21 protein-coding genes and 2 pseudogenes are annotated in these 22,450 nt (G+C 47.0%); 9 read left to right on the forward strand and 14 right to left on the reverse strand.

Features of this window, described 5'->3' with window-relative positions; all coding sequences use genetic code 11:
* The first annotated feature begins 307 nt into the window (after positions 1-307).
* Positions 308-1,816, forward strand: coding sequence for a Na+/H+ antiporter NhaC (nhaC, locus tag FBQ74_RS06375; protein WP_139755882.1), 1,509 nt, complete (start codon positions 308-310; stop codon positions 1,814-1,816).
* A gap of 135 nt (positions 1,817-1,951) precedes the next feature.
* Here nhaC and FBQ74_RS06380 read toward each other — a convergent pair whose 3' ends face one another.
* Both FBQ74_RS06380 and FBQ74_RS19310 read right to left on the reverse strand, forming a co-directional pair.
* Positions 1,952-2,335, reverse strand: coding sequence for a tyrosine-type recombinase/integrase (locus tag FBQ74_RS06380; protein WP_139755883.1), 384 nt, complete (start codon positions 2,333-2,335; stop codon positions 1,952-1,954).
* 12 nt (positions 2,336-2,347) lie between these two features.
* Positions 2,348-2,686, reverse strand: a pseudogene (locus FBQ74_RS19310) (site-specific integrase); the annotation flags it as partial.
* Positions 2,687-2,848: 162 nt separating this feature from the next.
* On the opposite strand from FBQ74_RS19310, the gene FBQ74_RS06385 reads away from it, so the two are divergent.
* Both FBQ74_RS06385 and FBQ74_RS06390 read left to right on the forward strand, forming a co-directional pair.
* Entirely contained in the window at positions 2,849-3,121 is a 273-nt protein-coding gene (locus FBQ74_RS06385; protein ID WP_139755884.1) for a hypothetical protein, read from the forward strand.
* 546 nt (positions 3,122-3,667) lie between these two features.
* Positions 3,668-4,730, forward strand: a pseudogene (locus FBQ74_RS06390) (IS3 family transposase).
* A gap of 59 nt (positions 4,731-4,789) precedes the next feature.
* Here FBQ74_RS06390 and FBQ74_RS06395 read toward each other — a convergent pair.
* The 6 genes from FBQ74_RS06395 to FBQ74_RS06420 all read right to left on the reverse strand — a co-directional run bounded on the left by FBQ74_RS06395 (position 4,790) and on the right by FBQ74_RS06420 (position 8,795).
* Positions 4,790-4,993, reverse strand: a complete 204-nt coding sequence (locus FBQ74_RS06395) for a hypothetical protein (protein ID WP_139755885.1) — start codon at positions 4,991-4,993, stop codon at positions 4,790-4,792.
* A gap of 86 nt (positions 4,994-5,079) precedes the next feature.
* Positions 5,080-5,466 (reverse strand): hypothetical protein, encoded by a 387-nt coding sequence (locus FBQ74_RS06400; RefSeq protein ID WP_139755886.1) that lies wholly within the window; start codon positions 5,464-5,466, stop codon positions 5,080-5,082.
* Positions 5,467-5,750: 284 nt separating this feature from the next.
* Entirely contained in the window at positions 5,751-6,326 is a 576-nt protein-coding gene (locus FBQ74_RS06405) for a DVUA0089 family protein (protein WP_139755887.1), read from the reverse strand.
* A gap of 647 nt (positions 6,327-6,973) precedes the next feature.
* Positions 6,974-8,121, reverse strand: a protein-coding gene (locus FBQ74_RS06410) for an IS3 family transposase (RefSeq protein ID WP_139755888.1) whose coding sequence is annotated in 2 segments (ribosomal slippage) — positions 6,974-7,884 and positions 7,884-8,121 — 1,149 coding nt in all. Because the reading frame shifts where the segments join, the coding sequence is not laid out codon by codon here.
* Positions 8,122-8,173: 52 nt separating this feature from the next.
* Entirely contained in the window at positions 8,174-8,383 is a 210-nt protein-coding gene (locus FBQ74_RS06415) for an AAA family ATPase (RefSeq protein ID WP_139755889.1), read from the reverse strand.
* A gap of 37 nt (positions 8,384-8,420) precedes the next feature.
* A complete protein-coding gene (locus tag FBQ74_RS06420; protein WP_232371981.1) occupies positions 8,421-8,795 on the reverse strand; it encodes an RHS repeat-associated core domain-containing protein in 375 nt (124 codons plus the stop codon).
* A gap of 648 nt (positions 8,796-9,443) precedes the next feature.
* Here FBQ74_RS06420 and fadR point away from each other — a divergent pair.
* Positions 9,444-10,154 (forward strand): fatty acid metabolism transcriptional regulator FadR, encoded by a 711-nt coding sequence (fadR, locus tag FBQ74_RS06425; protein WP_139755890.1) that lies wholly within the window; start codon positions 9,444-9,446, stop codon positions 10,152-10,154.
* Between the two features lie 48 nt (positions 10,155-10,202).
* Here the strand turns inward: fadR and FBQ74_RS06430 are convergent, their stop codons facing one another.
* Positions 10,203-11,633 (reverse strand): hypothetical protein, encoded by a 1,431-nt coding sequence (locus tag FBQ74_RS06430; protein WP_139755891.1) that lies wholly within the window; start codon positions 11,631-11,633, stop codon positions 10,203-10,205.
* Positions 11,634-11,936: 303 nt separating this feature from the next.
* Here FBQ74_RS06430 and FBQ74_RS06435 point away from each other — a divergent pair, with 303 nt between their 5' ends.
* Positions 11,937-13,559, forward strand: coding sequence for a GMC family oxidoreductase (locus tag FBQ74_RS06435; protein ID WP_139755892.1), 1,623 nt, complete (start codon positions 11,937-11,939; stop codon positions 13,557-13,559).
* On the opposite strand, the gene FBQ74_RS06440 is transcribed toward FBQ74_RS06435, so the two are convergent.
* Complete coding sequence (locus FBQ74_RS06440) at positions 13,531-14,145, reverse strand: TetR/AcrR family transcriptional regulator (protein WP_139755893.1); 615 nt, start codon at positions 14,143-14,145, stop codon at positions 13,531-13,533. The two genes, FBQ74_RS06435 and FBQ74_RS06440, sit on opposite strands and share 29 nt — an antisense overlap.
* 114 nt (positions 14,146-14,259) lie before the next feature.
* Here FBQ74_RS06440 and FBQ74_RS06445 point away from each other — a divergent pair, with 114 nt between their 5' ends.
* The gene (locus FBQ74_RS06445) at positions 14,260-15,126 is read left to right on the forward strand and encodes a crotonase/enoyl-CoA hydratase family protein (protein ID WP_139755894.1); all 867 of its coding nucleotides are present in this window, start codon (positions 14,260-14,262) and stop codon (positions 15,124-15,126) included.
* Between the two features lie 23 nt (positions 15,127-15,149).
* The gene (locus FBQ74_RS06450; RefSeq protein WP_139755895.1) at positions 15,150-17,189 is read left to right on the forward strand and encodes an NADPH-dependent 2,4-dienoyl-CoA reductase; all 2,040 of its coding nucleotides are present in this window, start codon (positions 15,150-15,152) and stop codon (positions 17,187-17,189) included.
* 63 nt (positions 17,190-17,252) lie between these two features.
* Here FBQ74_RS06450 and FBQ74_RS06455 read toward each other — a convergent pair whose 3' ends face one another.
* The 4 genes from FBQ74_RS06455 to FBQ74_RS06470 all read right to left on the reverse strand — a co-directional run bounded on the left by FBQ74_RS06455 (position 17,253) and on the right by FBQ74_RS06470 (position 20,669).
* A complete protein-coding gene (locus FBQ74_RS06455; RefSeq protein ID WP_139755896.1) occupies positions 17,253-18,344 on the reverse strand; it encodes an alkene reductase in 1,092 nt (363 codons plus the stop codon).
* A 73-nt stretch (positions 18,345-18,417) separates the two neighbouring features.
* Positions 18,418-18,978: a type 1 glutamine amidotransferase domain-containing protein gene (locus FBQ74_RS06460; RefSeq protein ID WP_139755897.1), complete on the reverse strand. Its 561-nt coding sequence runs from the start codon at positions 18,976-18,978 to the stop codon at positions 18,418-18,420.
* 93 nt (positions 18,979-19,071) lie between these two features.
* Positions 19,072-20,181 carry a retropepsin-like aspartic protease family protein gene (locus FBQ74_RS06465; protein ID WP_139755898.1) on the reverse strand — a complete coding sequence of 370 codons (1,110 nt, stop codon included), beginning with the start codon at positions 20,179-20,181 and terminating at the stop codon, positions 19,072-19,074.
* Complete coding sequence (locus FBQ74_RS06470) at positions 20,178-20,669, reverse strand: acyl-CoA thioesterase (protein ID WP_232371982.1); 492 nt, start codon at positions 20,667-20,669, stop codon at positions 20,178-20,180. Before FBQ74_RS06470 ends, FBQ74_RS06465 begins: the two co-directional genes overlap by 4 nt.
* Before the next feature lie 91 nt (positions 20,670-20,760).
* Here FBQ74_RS06470 and FBQ74_RS06475 point away from each other — a divergent pair, with 91 nt between their 5' ends.
* Both FBQ74_RS06475 and FBQ74_RS06480 read left to right on the forward strand, forming a co-directional pair.
* A complete protein-coding gene (locus FBQ74_RS06475) occupies positions 20,761-21,321 on the forward strand; it encodes an elongation factor P hydroxylase (RefSeq protein ID WP_139755899.1) in 561 nt (186 codons plus the stop codon).
* Positions 21,318-22,448 carry an ATP-NAD kinase family protein gene (locus FBQ74_RS06480; protein ID WP_139755900.1) on the forward strand — a complete coding sequence of 377 codons (1,131 nt, stop codon included), beginning with the start codon at positions 21,318-21,320 and terminating at the stop codon, positions 22,446-22,448. The genes FBQ74_RS06475 and FBQ74_RS06480 overlap by 4 nt, the downstream gene beginning before the upstream one ends.
* Positions 22,449-22,450 lie beyond the last annotated feature (2 nt).

Raw genomic sequence — 22,450 nt, forward strand, 5'->3', positions numbered from 1 at the left:
TATTTGAATATCAAGGAAGTATAAAAGCCCGCTTTTTGGTGGCAAGCACATTGTCGTAACAAGACGTAACACATACGCCACCATCAGGTTAATTCACATGGCTCCCAGCCCAATTTGATTCCATAGTCCCCAAAAGGCCGGGCGGCCCAGATCGCTGACGCTTACCAAGTTACGTTCCCGATCCATTACGTGCTTTGACCGTAGATAATTTGTCACAAAAAAACATCGTTTTTATGATGCCTGTTCTAGGCTGTTTTTCGACCTAGGGGCTTACAAACATCAATTGCTACAGATATCAGGAAGATGTATGGAAGTTGATCAGCGAGCTACACCAAGTCTATCGGTGGCGTTAACGCCAGTCGTACTGACGCTTATTGTCTTAGGCGTACAAATCTTTTATTTCGGGGTGTTTGAACCCCACATTCCACTTGCTATCGGGGTAGCACTGGCCAGTTGTGTCGGGATCTATCTGGGTCTGACTTGGGAAGACATCCGGGAAGGTATTTTCAAGGTTATCCATGTGGCGTTGCCCGCGGTGAGCGTGCTTATTGTTGTGGGGATGATAATCGGGATTTGGATTGCCAGTGGGACGGTACCGACCATCATTTACTACGGGTTAAAAACATTATCCCCGGAACTCTTCCTGCCAGCAGCCATGGTGATTTGTGCGGTGGTAGCTGTGTCGCTGGGAACGAGCTGGGGCAGTGTGGGAACGGTCGGTCTTGCCTTAATGGGCATAGGCGATGGGTTCGATATTCCCATGTACTGGACAGCGGGTGCCGTAGTCTCTGGTGCCTTTTTCGGCGATAAGGTCTCACCACTTTCCGATACCACTAACCTGGCACCAGCTGTAACTGGCACCGATGTGTTCTCACACATCAAAAATATGATGGCCACCACAATTCCTGCCATGGTCATTGCTTTTCTTATCTATCTGGCGGTGGGCTTTTTGGTCATTGATGCTGAAAGCGTATCGTTTGAAAAAATAGAAGGCATCACTACTGCGCTGCAAGATAATTTCTATATTTCCGGTTGGGCGTTGCTACCTGCATTAATTGTCATGGGACTGGCGCTGAAAAAACTGCCGCCGCTGCCCTCACTGTTCATTGGTGTATTGGCAGGGGGCGCATTTGCCATGATTGCGCAGGGGCAGAGTCTGCAGGCGGTGTTTGATTACGCCAATAACGGATACTCCATCCAGACCAATATTAGCGAGATAGATGATTTGCTAAATCGCGGCGGGGTGCAGTCTATGATGTGGACCATTTCATTAGTACTCATTGCGCTGGCCTTTGGTGGCGCGCTGGAAGCGACAGGCTGCTTAAGAAGTATCATCAACGCTATCAAGACCACTGCAACTACATTTGCCCGAACCCAGGTGGCTGCAGTAGGCACTGCATTTTCAACCAATCTGGTGGCAGGCGACCCCTATTTATCTGTGGCACTGCCAGGCAGAATGTTTTCTCCGGTATACCGTGGAATGGGCTATTCAACACTCAATTTATCCCGAGGTGTCGAAGAAGGGGGGACGCTAATGTCACCGCTTATTCCCTGGAACGCCGGTGGCGCATTTGTCATATCAGCGCTTGGGTTGGGCGTATCTGGTGGCAATCTGGAAAATTTACTGTATATCCCTTTGGCGTTTGCCTGCTGGACCGCGCCGATTATAGGGATAATTTACGCTTACCTTGACTGGTTCTCGCCAAAAGCGTCCGACGAAGAGCGTGAGCGGTGGGAAGCTGAAGATGCTGCGATTGCCAGGTTTAACGATGATGGTAAGCCTGTCAAAGAGCAGGTCGAGAAAATGGAGACGTAATACCAGCAATATCTGCCGACAATGGCTGGCCATTCGGCCGGTTATTGTTGGTGGATATAACTTGCGGCGTTGGATGTTAAAGGTTTTGTCCATTCTTGCTATCGAGGAAGGGAAGAGGTATTGCCATCACAGCGCTCATTCTGCGGCAGGGTATTTATTCCTCAATGAATTAGGTAGCTCAACACACCCTTTGCCCAGACTTAAGTCATAGTCGTGCAAAGACTTCCTCCATTGTAATTGCTGAGACAATGGCCTGATAAGCTTCTCAGGGAATAGCGTGACACGGTCTTTCTTACCTTTAGCGGACTTAACATGAATAGTTCTCAGGGATAAATCCACGTCTTTCACTCTCAATTGAACGCATTCACTTATCCGAAGGCCCGAGCCGTAGAGAATGGATGCCATTAGACGATGTGTACCGTACATCGCATGGAGTATTTTCATTGCTTCTTGGTGGGTGAATACAACAGGAAGATTTGTTGGTGCCTTAGGGCGATGAATCGGGGCAAGATGCCCCATATCCCATTCCAGAACATGTTTAAAAAAGAAATTAATCGCGTTGATGGCTGCGTTGACCGTTGTGGCTGATTTATTACGGTTAGATTTATGTTGGAGAAAGCGGTTGATATGCTCTGTACAGAGGTCTTGGGCAGGCGTAGCGCGATTGTAGTTCAGGAAATACTTTATCCAGTAGCGATAGCTTTGCTCTGTCCTTTTACTGTACCCCAGCCTGTTAATGGCAAAGGAAATGCGGTTAATCAGGTTTTGACCTGACTCAGCGATTCGATTTTTTTTTGTGTTCCACGTTTTGCGAACTCCTAAGTATATGACTTGGCTGTGTAAAGCTGTACTATGCCAATAGTGATGTATTTATATGCGAATCGTGGTTCGCATATAAATAGGTTCGCAAAATATTAAAAGTGCTGCCAGCGCAGTCACAGCAAAGGGTAGAGGGAGGTGGCCCGGTGTGATAAAAATAAATATGCGGTTCTTAGGGTCCGCTTCATTTAAATGTTATGTGTAAAGGGAAGTATGAAGCTTAATGATAATTTCGGGGTATATGTTTGCCCTCATGTGTTTAAGAATGAGTCTCCAGTATTAGTAGGTATTCGAGATCACGATGGTGATTGGCAGTTTTTCTGTGATGACGAGAATTGTCACGAGAAATCAGAACCACACCTTATTGGTGTTGGACACTTGACCCAAGCAGACCCAACAATTAATGAGTTAACCTGCTTAAAGCACGGTTCTTTTGCACAAAAAATACATGCAAATTCAGAATGGGAATATGGTGAATTAGAGTAATTTACACATAACAAACCGCTATAGTCGGTCGCTTCCGCTCCCTGGGACAAAAACATGGGGCCGCTTCGCGATTATGGCCCCATATTTTTGCCCCTAAGCGGGCCGTTGGTATGACTCCCTTTGTCAACACATAACGAGTGCTTCCCTGACACTCTTGCAGTCCATAATCAGTTGTATTTCTCACTCATATTAAATGAGCTAACGCACCGGATGAGGCAGTAAATTCGTCGGTTGGTATGCTGGTATTCGTAGGTTACTTATTCGATGAATAAGCAGAGCTGACCTTACTCAATCCGCCGTGACACCTTCTCATCAGTCTATGCTCGTGGGCCAACAACCGTTAGGTAGTTGCCATCATAACGCCCTCGTAGGTTGTGCCACATTCCGCGGCCTGATCCGAATACGTTAGCTCAAACTCGTTTATCATGCAGGTACTCGACTTAACCGTAATTTTGGGTTCACGGAAGTGAGTACCATTTTGTAGTGGCAGACTAAACCCGAACACCATTTTAAGTGGTAGCATTACACTTAATAACGAGGTGTTCAATGAGAAGACAAAGACGGTCATTCAGTCCGGAATTTAAACATGATGCAGCCAGTCTGGTGCTCGATCAGGGATATAGCGTGGTCGAAGCCGGACGTGCAGTAGACGTTCACGAAAATACTCTGCGCAAATGGGTTCAGCAGCTTGAGTCTGAACGCGGCGGTAGCACACCGAAGTCCAAACGCTGTCGCAAGAGCAGCAGCGTATTCAGGAGCTGGAAGCTCGCGTGAATCGCTTGGAAAGAGAAAAGACCATTCTAAAAAAGGCTACCGCACTCTTAATGTCCGACGACCTGAAGTCCACGCGCTGATTGGTGCTAAACGGCGTATTCTGCGCGCCAGAGTGAAGCGTCTGTTCGATAAGAGTCGTCAGTCTGCTGGCACACGAACGCTTGTTGATATGCTTCGCGATGAAGGCATCGTCATGGGCCGATTCAAAGTAGGTCGGCTGATGAAAGAACAAGGGCTGATGAGCAAGCAGCCGGGTAAGCACGCCTATAAAACCGTACAGGTTGAGCGGCCAGATATCCCTAATTTACTGGACAGGCAGTTCAGTGTGGAGCAGCCCAACCAGGCTTGGTGCGGCGATATTACCTTCATCTGGACAGGTTCAGCATGGTATTACGCAGCCGTCGTGATTGACCTGCACACCCGCAGAGTTATCGGCTGGAGTATATCACACCGACCGGACGCGGAGCTTGCCGCAAGAGCTTTAGATATGGCTTACGAGCTGAGGGGTAAGCCAACAGGCGTGATGTTCCACAGCGATCAGGGCTCTCAGTACGGCGCTCGTAAATTCAGACAAAGGCTGTGGCGTTACAAGATGAGCCAGAGCATGAGTCGCCGGGGGAACTGCTGGGACAATAGCCCAATGGAACGCGTGTTCAGAAGTCTGAAATCCGAATGGATGCCATCAACCGGCTACCGTTCGCCTAATGAAGCAAAACGAGATGTGGGATATTACCTGATGAATTATTACAACTGGGAAAGACCGCATCAATTTAACGATGGGCTACCACCGGCAAAAGCGGAAGAATTAGCTAAAAAGGTGTCCGGACTTTATTGACCACTACATAGTGAACCAAGTAGTTAACAATTCTCGAATGTACCAGCTCACCTAAAACACTAGTGATAGCCCCTAAATGAAATGAAAACCTCAATTTTTCCCAAGGCTTGTGCATGTTCGAGCTTTTGTTGTGGCTGTTCATTCTCACTTAGTGAAGGAGCGAAGTTACCTGAGAAGACAACAGAAAAAGTTATAAAAAGTACAGCAACAACCACTACTATGATCTTTTGGTAAACCTCAGCTTCAATTACGGCTGCACTCAAGAGAAGACCAGAAAATATAAAAAGGAATAGGTAATATTGGTCGATAGACCAACAATCTTGAAGTATTGATGTAAAAATATAGTTTATTATAGGAGTAATTCCCAAGATAGAAAAAAAGGTTTTTGGTTGTTGATAAAATGTTTTTTTAAATCGACCCTTCCATCTACCGACTCCATCTCTGGGAATGATAGTGCAACTAGGAGGTATATAAGTATTGGGTTTGCAATCAGCAGCAATACATTGAGGTTACTCCAATTATCATGACCTCTGAAACCCCATACATGTTCAGCCATTTGTGTTTGTAGAATAGAAATGAGAATGGCCCAAAGGGTATGAACCCAATATGTATCGACTTTCTTCCTTAATCTGATCGCACAACCAATATTCGAAATATGTTGGACCATTGCTAATCCAAGAATAACTACATACAGAATAAGAACTATATGGTCAAAATAATCGGTTGTTTTAAGCATAGGGTGGCCTGCTTAATCAATTAGGTTATCACTTAATGAAGTCCTACAACTTTAGCTTTGGATATACAGTTTTTCTAGGTGACTGTAATAGCAAACTAAACCCGAATACTGTTTTAGGGGAGGTTTACAGAAGATAAGGTTTAAAAATCTATAACAAAAAGGTGGGGTCTGCGACTGACTGAAGGCGTAAACAATGGATAATAAAGAAACAGTGGTTCTAGTGCGTTGATACTACTATAAAGATCCCCATACTACGATTTTGAGGATCTTCAGAATATTTGTATTTAGCTACGGCGACGAAGCAGCAAAATACCAGAAGTAAGTAGCAGTAGAGCTGACGCAGGGGCTGGAACAGCTACTTGGTCAGGTGCGTTGGCAACCGTAATGCCGTCTAACCATACACTCCAAAATGTTCCTTCATTACAATCATTCGATGGTTGGCACCATTCGCTTAACGGGATTGACTCCTGGGTGTCGAAGATAAAACCGTCACTCAGCATATCGCCAACTGCGAAGTTGTTAAATGTAGCAACAGTGAAAATATAATCTCCCGCTGCAAGAAATGGCAGAATAAAACCTGAATCATAGAAGGATTGAGTATCAGGGTTAATTGTGTCGTCATCATCATTTTGATCTAAGAGGTTACCAGCACCATCCCAAAGGGCGGTAATAGGATCAAAGTTTTCACCAGCTAAATGAGAATCTGTCCACACTCTTACGTTTTCAGTGTCTTCAGCAACCGAAAAGTTAATTTCAATCACATCATTGTGAAAGGCAATATCGCCGGTGAAATTAATTAAACTGGCATGGGCAGATGAAGCACAACAAAGCAGCGTAATCGCTAAAATTTTTTTCAACATGACTATTCCTTGTAAAAATTAACATTATCTTTTTTTTCTAATGCTTTCAAAAAGCAACGTTTGATAGCAAAAATCAAGCCTTTCTGTATGTGTTTGATTTAAATGAGGTTGTGGTGGGAGCCAATAAATCATATTTCAGTTTGTAAAATAAATTGACAATTTTATTAGTGCGCTACTCTTCTTTATAGACAATTAAATACCAAAGAAAAATTGCGGTCTGGAAAAGCAAGTCTAGATCGCATTCTTAGTCTATAAAGCGATTTATTCAAACAAAAAGCCTGTGCTAGCTTCATCTATTGCTTAATACGCAAGGCATTGACGTGCACATTTCGACTCCTCGGGGGACCGCGTGAAAGACAGTATCATCTGTATAAGGCTAACAGCATTGGTACTACTGATAAAATTCTTCTACTTCACAACCATTGATTATCTTCAGTGTAGATTAAGACTGCGAGCTGAGTGTAGCCGTAGATAATTTCACCTAGACTGTACAGACCTATGTCAACTACATGTATTTGGATTTTTTAGTCGAATCAAATCTAACAGCCCCAAGCGGCTAATGGGGAAAAGAGCGAATAGCCGACTATTTGCTTAAAGAATTGATGATAAGAAACAAGAATTAAGCTAATTGAATCGCCACTACTAACCTAGACACTTCCTAGTCGTTCTTCATAACGATTTTCATACTCTACTGGTGACAGTAAATTATTGGAACCATGTTTTCGTTTGTTGTTATAGAACATCTCGATGTAATCGAAGATATCGCTTCTTGCATCTTCGCGGGTTGAGTAGACCTTTTTCTTAATCCGCTCCCGCTTTAGCAACTGGAAGAAGCTTTCAGCTACAGCGTTATCATGGCAGTTCCCGCGTCTGCTCATGCTGCCTTCCAGCCCATTTGATTCTAAGAAGGCCTGCCAGTCGTGACTGGTATACTGACTTCCCTGATCAGAATGCACCGTGACTCGCTGTTCGGGATTGCGTCGCCAAACAGCCATGAGTAAAGCGTTGAGCACGATGTCCTTGGTAATGCGCTGATGCATCGACCAGCCCACCACTGTGCGTGAGAACAGATCGACGACTACTGCAAGGTACAGCCATCCTTCGTGTGTTCTGACATGCGTTATATCCGTTACCCATACTTCATCTGGCGCTGCGGGGTTAAATTCGCGATTGAGGCGGTTGGGAACAACGACGTGGCTTTCACCACTGCGGTGCCGCGGCTTCCGGTAGCCAACCTGAGCACGTAAACCTTCTCCACGCATTAAACGGTGAACGCGATTGATACCGCAGCGCTCGCCAATATCTCTTAAGTCAGAGTGGATTTTACGGTAGCCATACACACCACCAGACTCGAGCCAGAATTGTTTAATCTGCGCTGTTAGACGCTGATTGGCTTTGTCTCGCTTCGAGCGAGGTTGCTTGCGCCAGGCATAATAACCGCTTGGGTGAACGTTGAGCATCTGGCACAACCATCTGACAGGCCAACGGTTGCTTTCGTCCCTGATAAAGGCGTACCTCAGTCGGACTCTTTTGCGAAGTACGCCGCGGCTTTTTTTAATATATCCCGCTCTTCAGTGGCCCGCTTCAGCTCTTTTTGTAGTCGCTTAATTTCCGCCTGAGCGTCTGTTAGTTCATTATTTTTCGTAGAATCAGGGCCATATTTCTTAACCCAGGCATAAAGGCTATGCGACGTGACATCGAGACGTTTGGCAACATCTGCGACAGAATGATCACGATCAACAACCTGCTTAACTGCTTCTTGCTTAAATTCTTCGGGGTAGCGTTTTCCGCTCATGAGCACCTCTCTAGTTGTAGTTAGTTTATCTAACTAAGAGGTGTCTAGGAATTCAGTGGCGATTCATCCTCTCTAACGTGATATCCCCTTGCCAAGAAAGGGGGCAGTGTGAATAGCCATCAGTACCTGCAATCACTCTGCTAATTGTAGTTTTGCCTGAACCATTGGCTCCGAATATATAATTGATAGTCCGAAGGTCAGTAAGTGATGCTTGATTAGTATATATCGCTAATGGTGGTGTAATTTGAATTTCCCTAATCATTTATCTTTCCTTAAAGCTATTGAGAAAAGCCCTTAGTTCAGCTTTGAAATTGCTCAAAATAGATGGTTTGTAAATCAGGCGCAGCAGACTCATTATATGCATTGAGTGCTTTGGAACCAGCATATCCCGCCGCCGCAGTTTCTACAAATCCTAATGCTTTTCCTAAAGCCGCAATTTCTGACGGCACAAGAGGCGCAAGAACCACGAACTTCCCGTCTGGGTCGGTGGTGTACTTATACGGGTTGTTGTTGGCATAGGCATAGCGGTTAAAACCATGTGCAATGCTGTTACCTAGCTGTATGTGCCCTAACGCATCCAGCGGATCATTCGAATAGAAACGACCTAAAACTGGATCATAGTATCGTGCATGCATATAGATAAATTGAAGCACAAAGAATAAAGTTGACGCCACACTAATAATTTCCTTCTAGGACGGCTCAGCCAGTCCAAAGTACTTCGAAATTTGGTCAACAGGCTGTTGGCCAAATGCTTCGTTAAGCTAGCAGGAGACAGTTTTTAGTCGCCGTGAATGAATGAGAGCTTTGAACTAAATCACCCACTATAGTAGGTAGCTTTCTTTAGTATTCACTTTACTAATGAACGATTTATGAGCACATCAACGAAACAGAAAAATCTGCTTTGCAAAGCGAGAAAAGCCGTCGCTGAAACAGTCGCTGATTTCGTTTTATCCAGACGAATATCTTCGCCGTCGCGCTTCCTCTACGTCTTTAGTCTTGCACCACAGCGGAGGTAACATCACCAATTATCGAATTTTTATTCGAAATCATAGGTATACCTTTGTCCTTTTATGAGAGAGGGGAAGTAGTGGGTCGATATCGCTGTCTTTTCTGATGTTTGTGTATCTCCGCCTTGCCTTTCATCTGTGTGCGCTTTTTAGCCTAAGAGCACTAGTAAAGCGTGGTACGCATTCTCATCTTGCCGTAAAATCTCAAGTTAAGTGGCAATGGCCACATATTAAACGTTAATAAATTGTGTAAATGAAAAATCATCTGGTACAATCAGTTGAATAATTATAGTAAGAGTAGTTCAGGCAACATATATGATTTACAAAGCCCAGAGTCCTGCCGGATTTGCTGAAGAGTACATCGTTGAGTCTATTTGGAGCGGACGTTTCCCCCCGGGCACAATTTTGCCTGCAGAGCGCGAATTGTCAGAACTCATAGGTGTTACACGCACCACATTGCGCGAAGTTCTACAGCGCCTGGCGCGGGATGGCTGGCTGACGATCCAGCATGGTAAGCCTACTAAAGTGAATAATTTCTGGGAAACCTGCGGACTGAATATTCTTGAAACGCTGGCGCGGCTGGACCAGGAAGGAATACCTGAACTCGTAGACAACCTGCTTGCTGCCAGAACCAACTTAAGCGCAGTGTTTATTCGTGGTGCTATCAGAAATAATCCTGAAGAAGCTATCAACATTATCGCTCGCTATAAAGATCTTGAAGCTGACGGAATGGCGTTTGCTGAATACGATTATCAGATGAACCATGACTTGGCCCTGGCTTCCGGAAACAATGTTTTTGTGCTTATGATGAATGGTTTCCGTGGTTTATATTCTCGCATCGGTGGGTTCTTCTTCTCACACGAAAGCGCTCAGGAAGTCGCCCGCAACTTTTACAAAGAGTTATTAGAGGTTGCGCAGCAGCACGATTACGATGCAGTTCCTGTGGTGGTTAGAAAGTACGGTATCGAGTCAGGTAAAGTCTGGCAGACCGTTCGTGAAGAAATGCCGAAAGATCTGGTAGACTAAAGCTCTCAGGCTTCAACTATAAAAAAAGGTGCCAACAGGCACCTTTTTTTATGTTTTGCTCCACATGTTCTGGTTCTTCTTATTGGTAAAGTAATCTGACGGCTCCCAGAAAGCCGGTATCAGTTCATCAACAGTATTAGGATCTGCGTTAGGATTTAGCTGCCGGATAATCTGCTGCAGCCGCTCCCGACCAATCTTCATCAACTTTTTACGGTTTGCAGGAAAGTAAAGGTTTCGGCTGCGACTTATCACCTCATTATTTCCTGAGCAGATATAGGTCAGGTTGCGTGAGGCAATGCGGCACACAGGCTCTGCGGGATTTTCCGGATTCAACCTTGAAACAATAGCGAACTCAAACTGGTCTTTTTCAAAGCCCTGTTCATTAACCGGAATAAAAGTGATACCAAAGCCCTGAGGGAAATAGCCAACAATTTGTGTAAATGCTTCAGCAACTTTCTGATTAAGAGAGTTTTTCTTGCCCAACTGTTCAATAAGCAGGTAGCCTTTGGGCAATTCCTGACGGGTATAATCGGCTTTTGTAGACAACACAACAGAGCAGTAAATCTGCGGAACTTTTAGTATTTCACCTAAACCGGTTTTAGATAAAAACGCATCCTGTACCAGTTTTTCCCTGAACTGATTGGCCGCTTCATGGGTTTGATTGAAGCGATGGCGCTCCTCACGATCGTTACCGACATAGGGAGGTAATCCCAGTCCCTTTTTCAAATAATTTAGTGTGTGCGTGTAGTTCAGGCGCAGTAATTGTTTTCGATCCTGTTCTTCCAGAAGGCGAAACTCGTCCTTATCCTTATCTTCACCAAGCAATATATGCTGTGCATCGTGATGTTGCAGGCCGATATCCTGCAGCAATGCAGCACTGATTAAAGGAATTGCCAGTTCTTCTTCCCATTTATTACGCCAGTAACTATTACCACGGAAGCGATTCGAAGACGCTCGGTAAGCAGACAGGTAGGGATGGGAAATAGCTTCTTTCTGTAAGACTTTGTCAACCAAACGCAACGTCAAAACAGCCTTATATAAAGGCTTCAGGCGTTGATGAAAACGAGCGAAATTTGGTACTGCACCGCGCGTAAGCAACATCACTGTACCCAGGAATTTGGCACTGAGGAGTTGTGTATCTTCATACGTTTCGCCTTCGCATAGCTCTAGTAGATCTTTGGCGATAGCCGTTATCCGCGCGATACGTTCCTGGCGCTCGCTGTCTCTTTTGGCGCGGGCGTGTTTGAGCTTTTTCTGCAAATCAGCCGGGACAGGTTTATCCGGCGATTTAGTTTTCACCCGTGCTATCTGGTTTTCGACATCTTTTATGTACTTAGCAGACTCTTCAGCCAGACTGAAAAAATGTCTGGCGTCTTCAAGCACGGATCCATAACCAGGCTCCTGAGGATGCACCTTATCGATAAGTGCTTTTACACTTTGGGTGTAAAGGTTATCCGGATTATCAACTTTTCTATTCACAAATATCCTCACGCAGATAGACACCACAGGGAGCTTGCGCGAAACTGGTGGAGTTTAAGTCAAAGTTAAGTAAGTATATGTTTAACAGGGTGGAAATAATCTTGGTAGTTTATATTTGGTACCACCCAGGCTATGAAGTATAGCAAGGTCATTATTTTAAACGATATCTACGTATTTTTACGTATCATTGTCTATTCCTTTTGGGTGAAAGCAGGCATTTTGCATACGTATTAAAATCGCGTTTGCATCAATTGGTATGCGTAAAAGTGAATGTTTTAGTGGGCCGGGGAAGGGATTACGGAGATGGCACTATCAAGGCAGCAGTTCGATTACATTATTGTAGGTAGCGGATCAGCCGGCGCAGTATTAGCCGCGCGGCTTTCACAAAGGCAATCTTGTAATGTTTGTCTTATTGAAGCGGGTAAACCTGACAAGAACCCTTTTATACATATTCCTTTCGGGCTGTCTGTGCTATCCAGAATTACCTCGTTAAACTGGGGATACTCGACACAGCCACAATCGGCGTTGAACAACCGTTGCCTGTTCTGGCCTCGTGGGAAAACACTGGGCGGCAGCAGTGCTATCAATGCCATGTGTTATATTCGCGGGCAGGATAGTGATTACGATGATTGGGTTGAGCAGGGCGCTGAGGGCTGGTCATTCGATGAAGTATTGCCCTGGTTTAAAAAAGCAGAAAAATTCGAGCATGGCGCCTCTCAGCGTCACGGCAGTGACGGGCCGCTTAGCGTCGAGTCGTTACGCCATGTAGACCCACTGTCTGAAGCATTTGTGAAAAGTGGTGCGGAAGAGGGATTAGCGAGGCTAGACGATTTCAACCTTGCATCGCGCAGTGGTCTGGGTTTGTATCATGTTACTCAATCTGGTGGACAACGCTGCTCCACTGCCAAAGCCTATCTAAAACCCGTCTTACAGCGACCTAACCTGACCATCGTCACTGGTGCGCACGTCGAGAAAATTAATATTGAAAGCGGCAGAACGACAGGCGTCGTTATTAAATTTGAAGGAAATGTGCATACGCTGCAATCCCGCGAAGAGGTTATTGTCAGCGCCGGAGCAATTAACTCGCCGCATCTGTTGATGTTATCTGGTATCGGACCTGAAGATGCGCTTAAGCGCCATAGAATTCCGGTAATCAGGGCACTGCCGGGGGTAGGAAAAAACCTGCAGGATCATCTTGATGTTATCGTTCAGTGCCGGGGAAAAACGCGTCACGGCTATGCGCTTGCGCCGGGCAAATTGTTAAGCTACGTTAAATCTGCCTGGCAATACGCGGTAGGGCGTAATGGAATGCTTTCATCCAACATTGCCGAAGCTGGCGGCTTTGCCTGTTCTTCCACTGCCAGCAGCGACAAGCCGGACCTTCAGTTTCATTTTTTACCAGCTATCTTGAAGGATCATGGTCGCCAGAATGCGCTGGGATACGGCTATGGTTTGCATGTATGCAACCTTTATCCGCAAAGCCGTGGAAGCATTACCCTACAAAGCGCCGATCCCGCAGCACCACCATTGATTGATCCAGCTTATCTGTCATCACCAAAAGACATGCAAACCCTGTTGGAGGGCCTGAAGATGGCCAGACGTTTGTTGCATAGTGAGACTATGTCACCGTTTTTAAAGCACGAACTGCTGCCAGGTGAAGATGTCCATAATGATGAAGCTTTAATCCAGTTTATCCGTCAGTACGCCGAAACCATTTATCATCCGGCGGGAACGTGCAAAATGGGCGCGCAAGACGATGAATTGGCTGTACTTGACTCACAGTTTCGTGTGTATGGAATTAAGGGGCTTCGCGTCGTGGATGCCTCAGCGATGCCGACCCTGGTAGGGGGAAATACCAACGCGCCAGTTGTTATGATGGCCGAGCGAGCGGCAGCATTCATTCATGAGATGCCGACGCCTGCATAAAAAGCTGCGCAGCGGTATCGCACATTTGCTCAACATGACTGCGGTCTGCATAAATACCATCAATCAGAAGGCGGGCGATGCCGTGCAGGGTGCCCCAGGTTACCTGAGCCAGCCTCAGTGGCTCTGGACCGGCAGGTAACAACCCCGATTCCTGCCAGTAACGGGTCATTTCGACCTGAAACTGAAAACAGGGGTATGCTACCGCTTTTAAATCTTCGGTGGCTGACTGCGCCTGCCACAAAGTACGGCCAAACATTAGCTCATACATCTGCGGGTGGTCGGCTGCGTAGCCGACATATTCATGAATAAACTGGCGAAAGCGGGCTGATGGGGGTAATGAATCCTGTTCGAAAATGGTCCGGGCGGTTTTATGCCACTGCCGGAACCCCTCTGCTGCAATAGCACTTAGCAGCCCGCTTTTATCCGCGAAATGATGATAGGGTGCCGAACGTGATACGCCTACATCTTCAGCCAGTTTTCTCAGTGAAATACTGTCCACACCCTGTTCATCAATACGTTTTGTCGCCGCATGTAGGAGTGCACTGCGTAAATCGCCATGATGATACCGCTGCTGAGATTGATTCATACTACACACCTGAATGAGGGACTAAGATATAAGCGTCCCTTTAAATCTTGACAGTGTCAACATAGCCTTTTATCTTGACACTGTCTAGTTTGCAAAAATGTTAATGGAGTTACGATGCGTCAATCTGAAGATGAACAGTTACGGCAGTTCGAAACGCTGCGTGTCAGCTATAACGAACATATTGCGATTCTCACTCTAGACCGACCGGAGGCGCTGAACTCGATGAATCCTGCGTTCTGGCAGGAGTTTCCCCGGGCCGTGCGCGAAATAGATGATAGCGGGCAGGCGAGGGCGCTGATAATTAATGCCTCGGGTAAACATTTTTGCGCCGGAATGGATCTCGCTGTTTTTCAGGCGATGGGCAAATCATTTACCGGTGATCCGGCGCGTCGCGCAGAGCAGATGCGAAGAAAAGTATTATTTCTGCAAGATGCGTTTAATGCCCTCGAGGCAGTCAGGATACCGGTTCTTGCAGCTGTGCAGGGCGCCGCTATCGGTGGCGCAGTAGACTTATTGTGTGCCTGCGATATGCGCTATTGTACAACTGATGCGTACTTCAGCGTAAAGGAAACCGAACTGGGAATGACTGCAGATCTGGGTACGCTACAGCGGTTGCCGCGACTAATCCCAATGGGGTTGGCCAAAGAGCTGGCTTATACCGGGCGGAACTTTACCTCAGAACAGGCGTTACAGGCAGGTTTTGTGAATAACGTCTACGCTGATATGGATACGCTGATGGACGGCGTAACGCAAATAGCGAAAAGTATCTCCAGACATTCTCCGATGGCTGTGGCTGGCACCAAGACAATGATCAATTACGCTGCTGATCACAGTGTGGCAGACAGTCTGAATTTTATGGCTACGTGGCAGGCAGGCATGTTTCAGATGGAAGATGTCAATACTGCGATGCAGGCAAAGAAACAAGACCAGGCACCACACTATGCACCACTTGAACCTGGCATCACCAGCATAGACGACTAAATCAGGATAATTCAGGAATAATCATGACCAAGACCGATTCGGCTCATACCCAGTACCCGCATTTGTTTCGCCCCCTTGACTTGGGCTTCACTGAACTTAAAAACCGTATCATTATGGGCTCAATGCACACCGGCCTCGAGGAAATGCCTGCCGGTCATAAGCATATGGCGGCATTTTATGCTGAGCGCGCCCGCGGTGGCGTTGGCCTTATTGTTACCGGGGGAATCGGGCCAAATGAAGAAGGTTCAACCCATCCAATTACTAAGCGGCTCAATTCTGATAAGGCGGTAGCCAATCACAAAGAAGTCACCGATGCAGTGCATGAGGCGGGCGGAAAAATATGTATGCAGATTCTGCACACCGGTCGCTATGCGTATACCGAAAAGCTCGTCGCACCTTCTGCCATTCAGGCTCCTATAAATCCTTACAAGCCTAAAGCATTGACCGACGAGGAAATTGAACAGCAAATCCAGGATTTTATCTATACCGCCAAACAGGCTCAGCGCGCAGGGTATGACGGCGTGGAAATCATGGGATCTGAAGGCTATTTCCTGAACCAGTTTATTGTTACGCGCACCAACCAGCGTGATGACAAGTGGGGCGGAGAATACGAAAACCGTATTCGGTTGCCTATTGAAGTCGTGCGGCGGGTACGTGAAGCCGTTGGAAAAGAGTTTATTATTATATACCGTCTGTCGATGTTGGATCTGGTAGAAGATGGCTCTGATTATGAGGAAGTCGTTCAGCTTGGTAAGGAAATAGAGAAAGCCGGCGCAACCATAATAAACACTGGCATAGGCTGGCACGAGGCGCGTATCCCGACAATCTCTACCCGGGTACCGCGTGCCGCGTTTACGTGGGTTACCGCTAAATTTCGCGAAGCGTTGTCTATTCCGCTTATCACATCAAACAGAATTAACATGCCTGATGTGGCTGAAGAAGTGTTAGCCCGCGGCGATGCCGATATGGTCTCAATGGCGCGCCCGTTTTTAGCTGACGCTGAATTCGTGATAAAAGCAGAGCAAAACAGAGCCGATGAGATTAATACCTGCATCGGCTGTAATCAGGCATGTCTTGATCATGTTTTTAACGGTAAGTTGACCAGCTGTCTGGTTAACCCGCGGGCGTGTCATGAACTTGAACTGACTATTCAACCGGCCGAGCAAACTAAGCGCATAGCCGTCATCGGTGCGGGCCCGGCCGGATTGGCTGCAGCCGTAACTGCTGCCTCACGAGGCCATGCTGTTACATTGTACGATAAAGATGATAAGACCGGCGGTCAGTTTAATATCGCCAGACAGATTCCGGGTAAAGAAGAGTTTAACGAAACCCTGCGTTACTTTGACCGTCAGCTGGAGCTGCACAATGTGACCGTTAAACTCAATACTGAAGCAACAGCAGCTTTACTCAATGATGAATGTTTTGATGAGGTCATCATTGCTACAGGAATCTTCCCACGCATACCTGATATAGAAGGCATTGATAATGACAAAGTGCTTTCTTATGTCGATGTTATCAAGGGCAAAAAGCCCGTTGGGCAAAAGGTGGCTATTGTTGGCGCCGGTGGCATTGGCTTTGATACTGCTGAATATTTGTCACATGGTGAATCTCAGCCCAGCCTGAACATCGAGGCATTTATGAAGGAATGGGGAATTGACATGTCTTTCTCTGCCCGCGGCGGCGTGAATGGGATGCAGCCTCAGCCAGAGCCTTCATCCCGTGAGATTGTGCTGCTACAGCGTAAAACCTCCAGGATGGGTAAGGGATTGGGTAAAACCACTGGCTGGGCACACCGTGCCAGCCTGAAGATGAAAGGCGTCACCATGATCCCCGGCGTGGAATATAAAAAGATTGATGACAATGGATTTTTGCTCACTATTGAGGGGCAGGAGAAATTGCTTGAGGTTGATAACGTTATTATCTGCGCCGGTCAGGAACCGTTGCGTGAAGTTATAGAAGGTTTGAATGCACCACATCATCTGATTGGTGGGGCGGACGAGGCACTGGAGCTTGATGCTAAGCGTGCCATTGACCAGGGTACGAGACTGGCTGCAACACTGTAAACGTTGATCATGCTGCGCTGAGCTGAACACAGCTGCCGCGCAGCATGATAATATTAAACGTCGTTACATATCGTTTTCATTCATAAACGGGTAATCGATATACCCCTTCTCATCCCCGCCGTAGAACGTATCCTGGTCCTGTTCATTAAGCTCAGCGCCGGCTTCAAATCGCTCAACCAAATCCGGGTTGGCAATATAAGGTCGTCCAAATGTCACAGCATCAGCGTAGCCCGACTTCACCGCCACCTGGGCGGACAGATAATCGTAATCACCATTAGCAATATAAAAACCTTTCCAAGTATTACGCAGGCTTTCCTGAATCTTCAAATCTTTGTTGCTTGTCGGCATGCCAGGAAAACGCTCGACCATATGTAAATAAGCCAGCCGGTAATCGTTCAAACGCTGAATGTAATACGTAAATGCAGTAAGCGGATCGCTGTCGGCAATATCATTTTGGTTTCCGATAGGAGAGAGGCGAATGCCAACTTTTTCTGCTGGCCATACGCTAAGTACGGCATCGGTTACCCGACTTAAAAAGCGCATGCGGTTTTCCACAGAACCGCCATATTCATCATCACGCTTGTTGGTTTTGTCTCTTAAAAACTGATCTATCAGATAACCATTAGCTGCGTGAATTTCTACCCCGTCAAAGCCAGCGCGTTCAGCATTCTTCGCGGCCAGGCGATAATCTTCAACCGTTTGCTCTATCTGCTCAATAGTCATTGCCTGAGGTTCTGAGGCAGGCTGTTTTTTGCCGTCAAAAAAAACATCGATGTCGGGGGTAATTGCCGATGGCGCCAGGGGCTTATTACCCTCGGGCTGAAAGTGTGTATGACTGATGCGGCCAACGTGCCACAACTGAAGATAAATTTTGCCACCTTTTGCATGGACAGCCTCGTTGATTTCACGCCATTTCTGAACCTGCTCCACCGTATAGATGCCGGGGGTACATATATATCCTTTTCCCTGAGGATTAATCTGCGTGGCTTCACTGACTATCAGTCCTGAAGAGGCGCGCTGTTCATAGTACGTAATCGACATGTCTGTCGGCTCATCGGTGGCATCATCGGCGCGGCTTCGGGTCAGTGGCGCCATGAAAATACGGTTTTTCACATCAGTGTCACCCACGATGCCGGTGCTGAATAAATCTGTCATAACAATTTCCTGAGAATCTGGAAGAGTGCCGGACAATGTGCCCGGCATAAATTACCTGGTTGGAGTGGAATACTTAGGGAGTCTGGCGATCGTGTTTGCCTTCGCGTAATTCCTCGACAACCTTTTTACAGAATGCTTCCATATCATCCGGCGTGCGGCTTGTGGTCAATCCCTGGTCGACTACAACTTCTTCGTCTACCCAGTTGCCGCCGGCGTTGAGAATATCGGTTTTTATCGAAGGAAATGAGGTTACTGTACGGCCTTCAAGCACATCTGCCTCAACCAGCATCCACGGACCGTGACAGATAGCTGACACAGGCTTGTGTTGTACAAAGAAATCACGGACAAACTGTACAGCTTTATCGTTAGTGCGCAGTGTATCGGGGTTAAGCACGCCACCCGGCAGAATCAGGCCGTTGTAATCTTCAGCCGATACGTCATTTATCGTTTTGTCTACCGTAAACATATCGCCTTTTTCGTCATGGTTCATACCCTGAATTTCACCTGACTCCAGTGAAACGATGTCTACGTCTGCACCCGCAGCTTTGACTTTTTCCATTGGCTCGGTAAGTTCGACCTGTTCAAATCCGTCGGTAGCCAGAATGGCCACTTTTTTGCCTGTTAAAGCACCCATAAATACATTCTCCTTTTATTGTGAATGTGCCGGTATCTACGGGCAAAACGTGGGGACTGGTTCTAATATGAACATTAAAAATTGTCTGAAATTTTAATGATCTTTTTGCAGGTGGAGGGCGTTCGACCGCTGGTCGATAAAAAATGTAAACTGGCCGAGAATATTCATGCCTAACAAGCCATCGGCGTTGGGTTTAGCAGCATCGGGAAGCACGAACATTTTAACGTTTTTTAAATGAAATATATCAAGCGACACTGACTCTACCTCAATAAGCGCAGCCTGACTCAAACCCGACGCCGTTGAAATGGTGAAATTCCCTAAAAACTGATAGGACATATTGTTTCTGATTCGATTAAATACATCAGCTGACAATGCGCTTTGCGATGCACCCGTATCCAGTAGCAACGATAATGCGTTGCCGTTTACGCTTAGGGGAACCAGATAATGGTTCCCCCGGGGAAGTAACGCAATGCGCGGGGCAGACTCATCGAAGGGTAACGAACCAGGTTCGGTCAGCGCTTGCTCGGGTTCAGGCTCGGAATAATATTTAGACGCGAATTCATTATGCGCCGGATCATCAGGAGGCAAAGCTGCGAGGGTTGCTTCCATTAACCCTAATTTTTGTTGTTCGGCATAGGCTGTGGCTAACGCTACAGTGAATTGCCGATTACCAGGCGCATACTGAAAGAGCGGCTCGGTAAACACTGCCAGAGCCGTCCAGCTTTCTGTTTGTGAAAGGTGGTCGATAGCATCATTAACCAGCTCATGCAAAAGCACGCTGACTTTTTGTTGAACAGCGTGCGCTAATGACATATCAAGCATATCGAAATAATGCAGCGCCACATCACTCAGGGGCGCGGTTCTTTTCAAAAGTTCAGCTTCCAGAAGCAGTAGTTCAGCATCACGGGGCTGCTGCTTGAGTGCGTTTTGCAGGTGATACCGGGCCTGCTCATAATCAGCCTGCGCTAAAAGTTGCGAAATAAACACTTTCATGGTGGCAGGACGGTTTGCTGTCGTCTCTGCTTTAGCGCCGATTGAGGTGCTGTCGCCTTTTGCTGGTTGCGCAGCGGGTAAAGAGGAGAGTGGCGTTTGCAGGTTTTCTGAGTCAGCTTTTTTTAAGTCAGCAAGCGTGTAAAGCAGAAAAACATTGCCGCTTACCGAGACAATCAACAAGCTGATGATAACCCAACGCCATTTACTCATTGGGGTATCACAGCGCCGCAATAGGTGTTTTTGAATGCCTGGGGCATACGTCTGGGCGCGCCAGAAGACAATCGGGCACAAACAAATTCAGTCTTTGCTTTAAACACCGTTTTAAAACGCCGTAAACAGATAAACTGAAATTGGCGGGTCAGGTGAAGACGACCATCGCATGCGGTTATCCAGGTGCTGCATGCCAGTTCATCGCCCTGATGACAGGGCAGTATGTAATCAAGTTCGTGACGGTGAATAACCATAGCACTATCCAGCGCCTGATAGTCTTCAAAGCGTAAACCCAGCGCGTTAGTATGCGCCCACGCCAGCGATTCCAGTTGCGAAAGGTACGCAACATTATTAACGTGATTGTAGTGATCAATATGCGCATTCTGTATCGCCCACGTTTGCGTATAAGGCGCATCAAATTGCCAGTCCAGATTATTCATGCGTTTTTTTAACAATAAATGATTCACTGATGCTAACGAATTTAGCATTATTCGTCTGCTGTTTCTGCGCAGCAACATAGTCTATTTTTGATTGATTTGTTAAACTCCTGCCAGTTTTTACTATGCCAAAAGGTCTGCCTTGAACAATAGCGCCAGTGACTACGAAGATGATGAAGCACTTCCTACGTTAATCGCCATCTTCGACGCTGAATTCCATGATGAATTTAATACCCGGCTTATACGGGGGGAGGACGAGCCGGTGTATCTGCCTGCAGATGAAAAGACCCGGTATCATCAAATTGTTTTTGCGCACGGTTTTTTCTCCAGCGCATTACATGAAATTGCGCACTGGTGTGTAGCAGGCCCAAAACGGCGTTTGCTGGAGGATTATGGCTATTGGTACTGTCCGGATGGTCGTAACGAAGCCCAGCAAAAGCAGTTTGAGCAGGTGGAAGTCAAACCGCAGGCTATCGAGTGGGCTTTTACTCTGGCTGCGGGCAGACAATTTTCCGTCAGCACTGATAACCTTGATGGCGCTGAGCCTGACAGGGAAGGGTTTACCCGGGCGGTTAAAGCGCAGTTGACGACCTACCTGAATCAGGGTTTTCCTCCTCGTGCACAGCGCTTCATCGCTGCCTTAAATAAAGCATTTGATACACCTGCCTTATCGCATTCGAGTATCTCAGGAGAAGCCGCATGAAAACCAAAACAAGCTTCAGGCTGGGCGTCGTGGTTAACCCTTATGCCGGTATTGGTGGTGCGGTAGCACTTAAAGGCAGTGACGGTGCCGCTATTCGTGAAAAGGCGCTGGCGCAGGGAGCAGAGCAACAGGCGGCAGATAAGATGAGCCGTGCATTAGCCCAGCTTCAGGGCGCTGACAACCTTATAATTTACACAGCCTCCGGCGCGATGGGCATGGACAGCTGTGAGCAAGCCGGCCTGTCTGCTGACGTGGTCTACACACCACAAACAGCGCAGACCGAGGCGGAGCACACGCAGCAGGCTGTGAGGGCGATAGTGGAAAAAGGCATCGATTTATTACTGTTTGCCGGTGGCGATGGCACCGCGCGTAACGTATTTGATGAGTTAGGTGCAACGCAAGTCGTTTTAGGAGTGCCTGCCGGGGTGAAAATACATTCTGGTGTATACGCTGTAACGCCGTCAGCGGCCGGAAAGGTCGCTCTGAAAATGGCGCAGGGCCAGCTGGTCAGTGAGTTTGATGCAGAGGTGCGCGATATTGACGAGGATGCATTCAGACAGGGCAACGTTACTGCAAAGTACTATGGCGAGATGCGAGTCCCTAGAGAGCTGGAGTATATTCAGGCGGTCAAAATGGGCGGCAAGGAACATGAAGAACTGGTTCTGGATGATATTGCCGACTACGTAAGTGAAATGATTGAGCAGGATGATGAGACGCTTTATGTCATGGGGTCGGGCTCAACGGTTGCGGCGATTATGGACGCGCTCAATTTAGATAACACCCTGCTGGGCGTAGATGTGATCCGCGATAGGCGTATTATCGCCAGTGATGTCAGCGCCAAAACATTGCTGGAGATTACCGACGGGCAGCCTGTAAAACTGGTTATCACACTTATTGGCGGACAGGGGCATATTCTGGGGCGCGGCAATCAACAGCTCAGCCCTGCATTTATAAAACGCCTGGGAAAACAAAATATGCTGATCGTGGCTACGAAGCAGAAACTTCAGGCCCTTGAAGGCAGGCCATTGCGACTCGATTCAGGCGACGATGCATTGGATGAGACGCTAAGTGGCAGTGTCCAGATTATTACAGGTTATCAGGATAAAGTATTATATCCGGCAGTATAGGA

Origin of the sequence: Salinimonas iocasae, from assembly GCF_006228385.1 — a bacterium.
GTDB lineage: Bacteria > Pseudomonadota > Gammaproteobacteria > Enterobacterales > Alteromonadaceae > Alteromonas > Alteromonas iocasae.

What these genes read in the sequence shown, in the direction of transcription:
- nhaC (WP_139755882.1), top strand. Translation starts at nt 308, where the DNA reads ATGGAAGTTGATCAGCGAGCTACACCAAGTCTATCGGTGGCGTTAACG.
- FBQ74_RS06380 (WP_139755883.1), bottom strand. Translation starts at nt 2,335, where the DNA reads ATGGGGCATCTTGCCCCGATTCATCGCCCTAAGGCACCAACAAATCTT.
- FBQ74_RS06385 (WP_139755884.1), top strand. Translation starts at nt 2,849, where the DNA reads ATGAAGCTTAATGATAATTTCGGGGTATATGTTTGCCCTCATGTGTTT.
- FBQ74_RS06400 (WP_139755886.1), bottom strand. Translation starts at nt 5,466, where the DNA reads ATGCTTAAAACAACCGATTATTTTGACCATATAGTTCTTATTCTGTAT.
- FBQ74_RS06405 (WP_139755887.1), bottom strand. Translation starts at nt 6,326, where the DNA reads ATGTTGAAAAAAATTTTAGCGATTACGCTGCTTTGTTGTGCTTCATCT.
- FBQ74_RS06415 (WP_139755889.1), bottom strand. Translation starts at nt 8,383, where the DNA reads ATGATTAGGGAAATTCAAATTACACCACCATTAGCGATATATACTAAT.
- fadR (WP_139755890.1), top strand. Translation starts at nt 9,444, where the DNA reads ATGATTTACAAAGCCCAGAGTCCTGCCGGATTTGCTGAAGAGTACATC.
- FBQ74_RS06435 (WP_139755892.1), top strand. Translation starts at nt 11,937, where the DNA reads ATGGCACTATCAAGGCAGCAGTTCGATTACATTATTGTAGGTAGCGGA.
- FBQ74_RS06440 (WP_139755893.1), bottom strand. Translation starts at nt 14,145, where the DNA reads ATGAATCAATCTCAGCAGCGGTATCATCATGGCGATTTACGCAGTGCA.
- FBQ74_RS06445 (WP_139755894.1), top strand. Translation starts at nt 14,260, where the DNA reads ATGCGTCAATCTGAAGATGAACAGTTACGGCAGTTCGAAACGCTGCGT.
- FBQ74_RS06450 (WP_139755895.1), top strand. Translation starts at nt 15,150, where the DNA reads ATGACCAAGACCGATTCGGCTCATACCCAGTACCCGCATTTGTTTCGC.
- FBQ74_RS06455 (WP_139755896.1), bottom strand. Translation starts at nt 18,344, where the DNA reads ATGACAGATTTATTCAGCACCGGCATCGTGGGTGACACTGATGTGAAA.
- FBQ74_RS06460 (WP_139755897.1), bottom strand. Translation starts at nt 18,978, where the DNA reads ATGGGTGCTTTAACAGGCAAAAAAGTGGCCATTCTGGCTACCGACGGA.
- FBQ74_RS06465 (WP_139755898.1), bottom strand. Translation starts at nt 20,181, where the DNA reads ATGAGTAAATGGCGTTGGGTTATCATCAGCTTGTTGATTGTCTCGGTA.
- FBQ74_RS06470 (WP_232371982.1), bottom strand. Translation starts at nt 20,669, where the DNA reads ATGCTAAATTCGTTAGCATCAGTGAATCATTTATTGTTAAAAAAACGC.
- FBQ74_RS06480 (WP_139755900.1), top strand. Translation starts at nt 21,318, where the DNA reads ATGAAAACCAAAACAAGCTTCAGGCTGGGCGTCGTGGTTAACCCTTAT.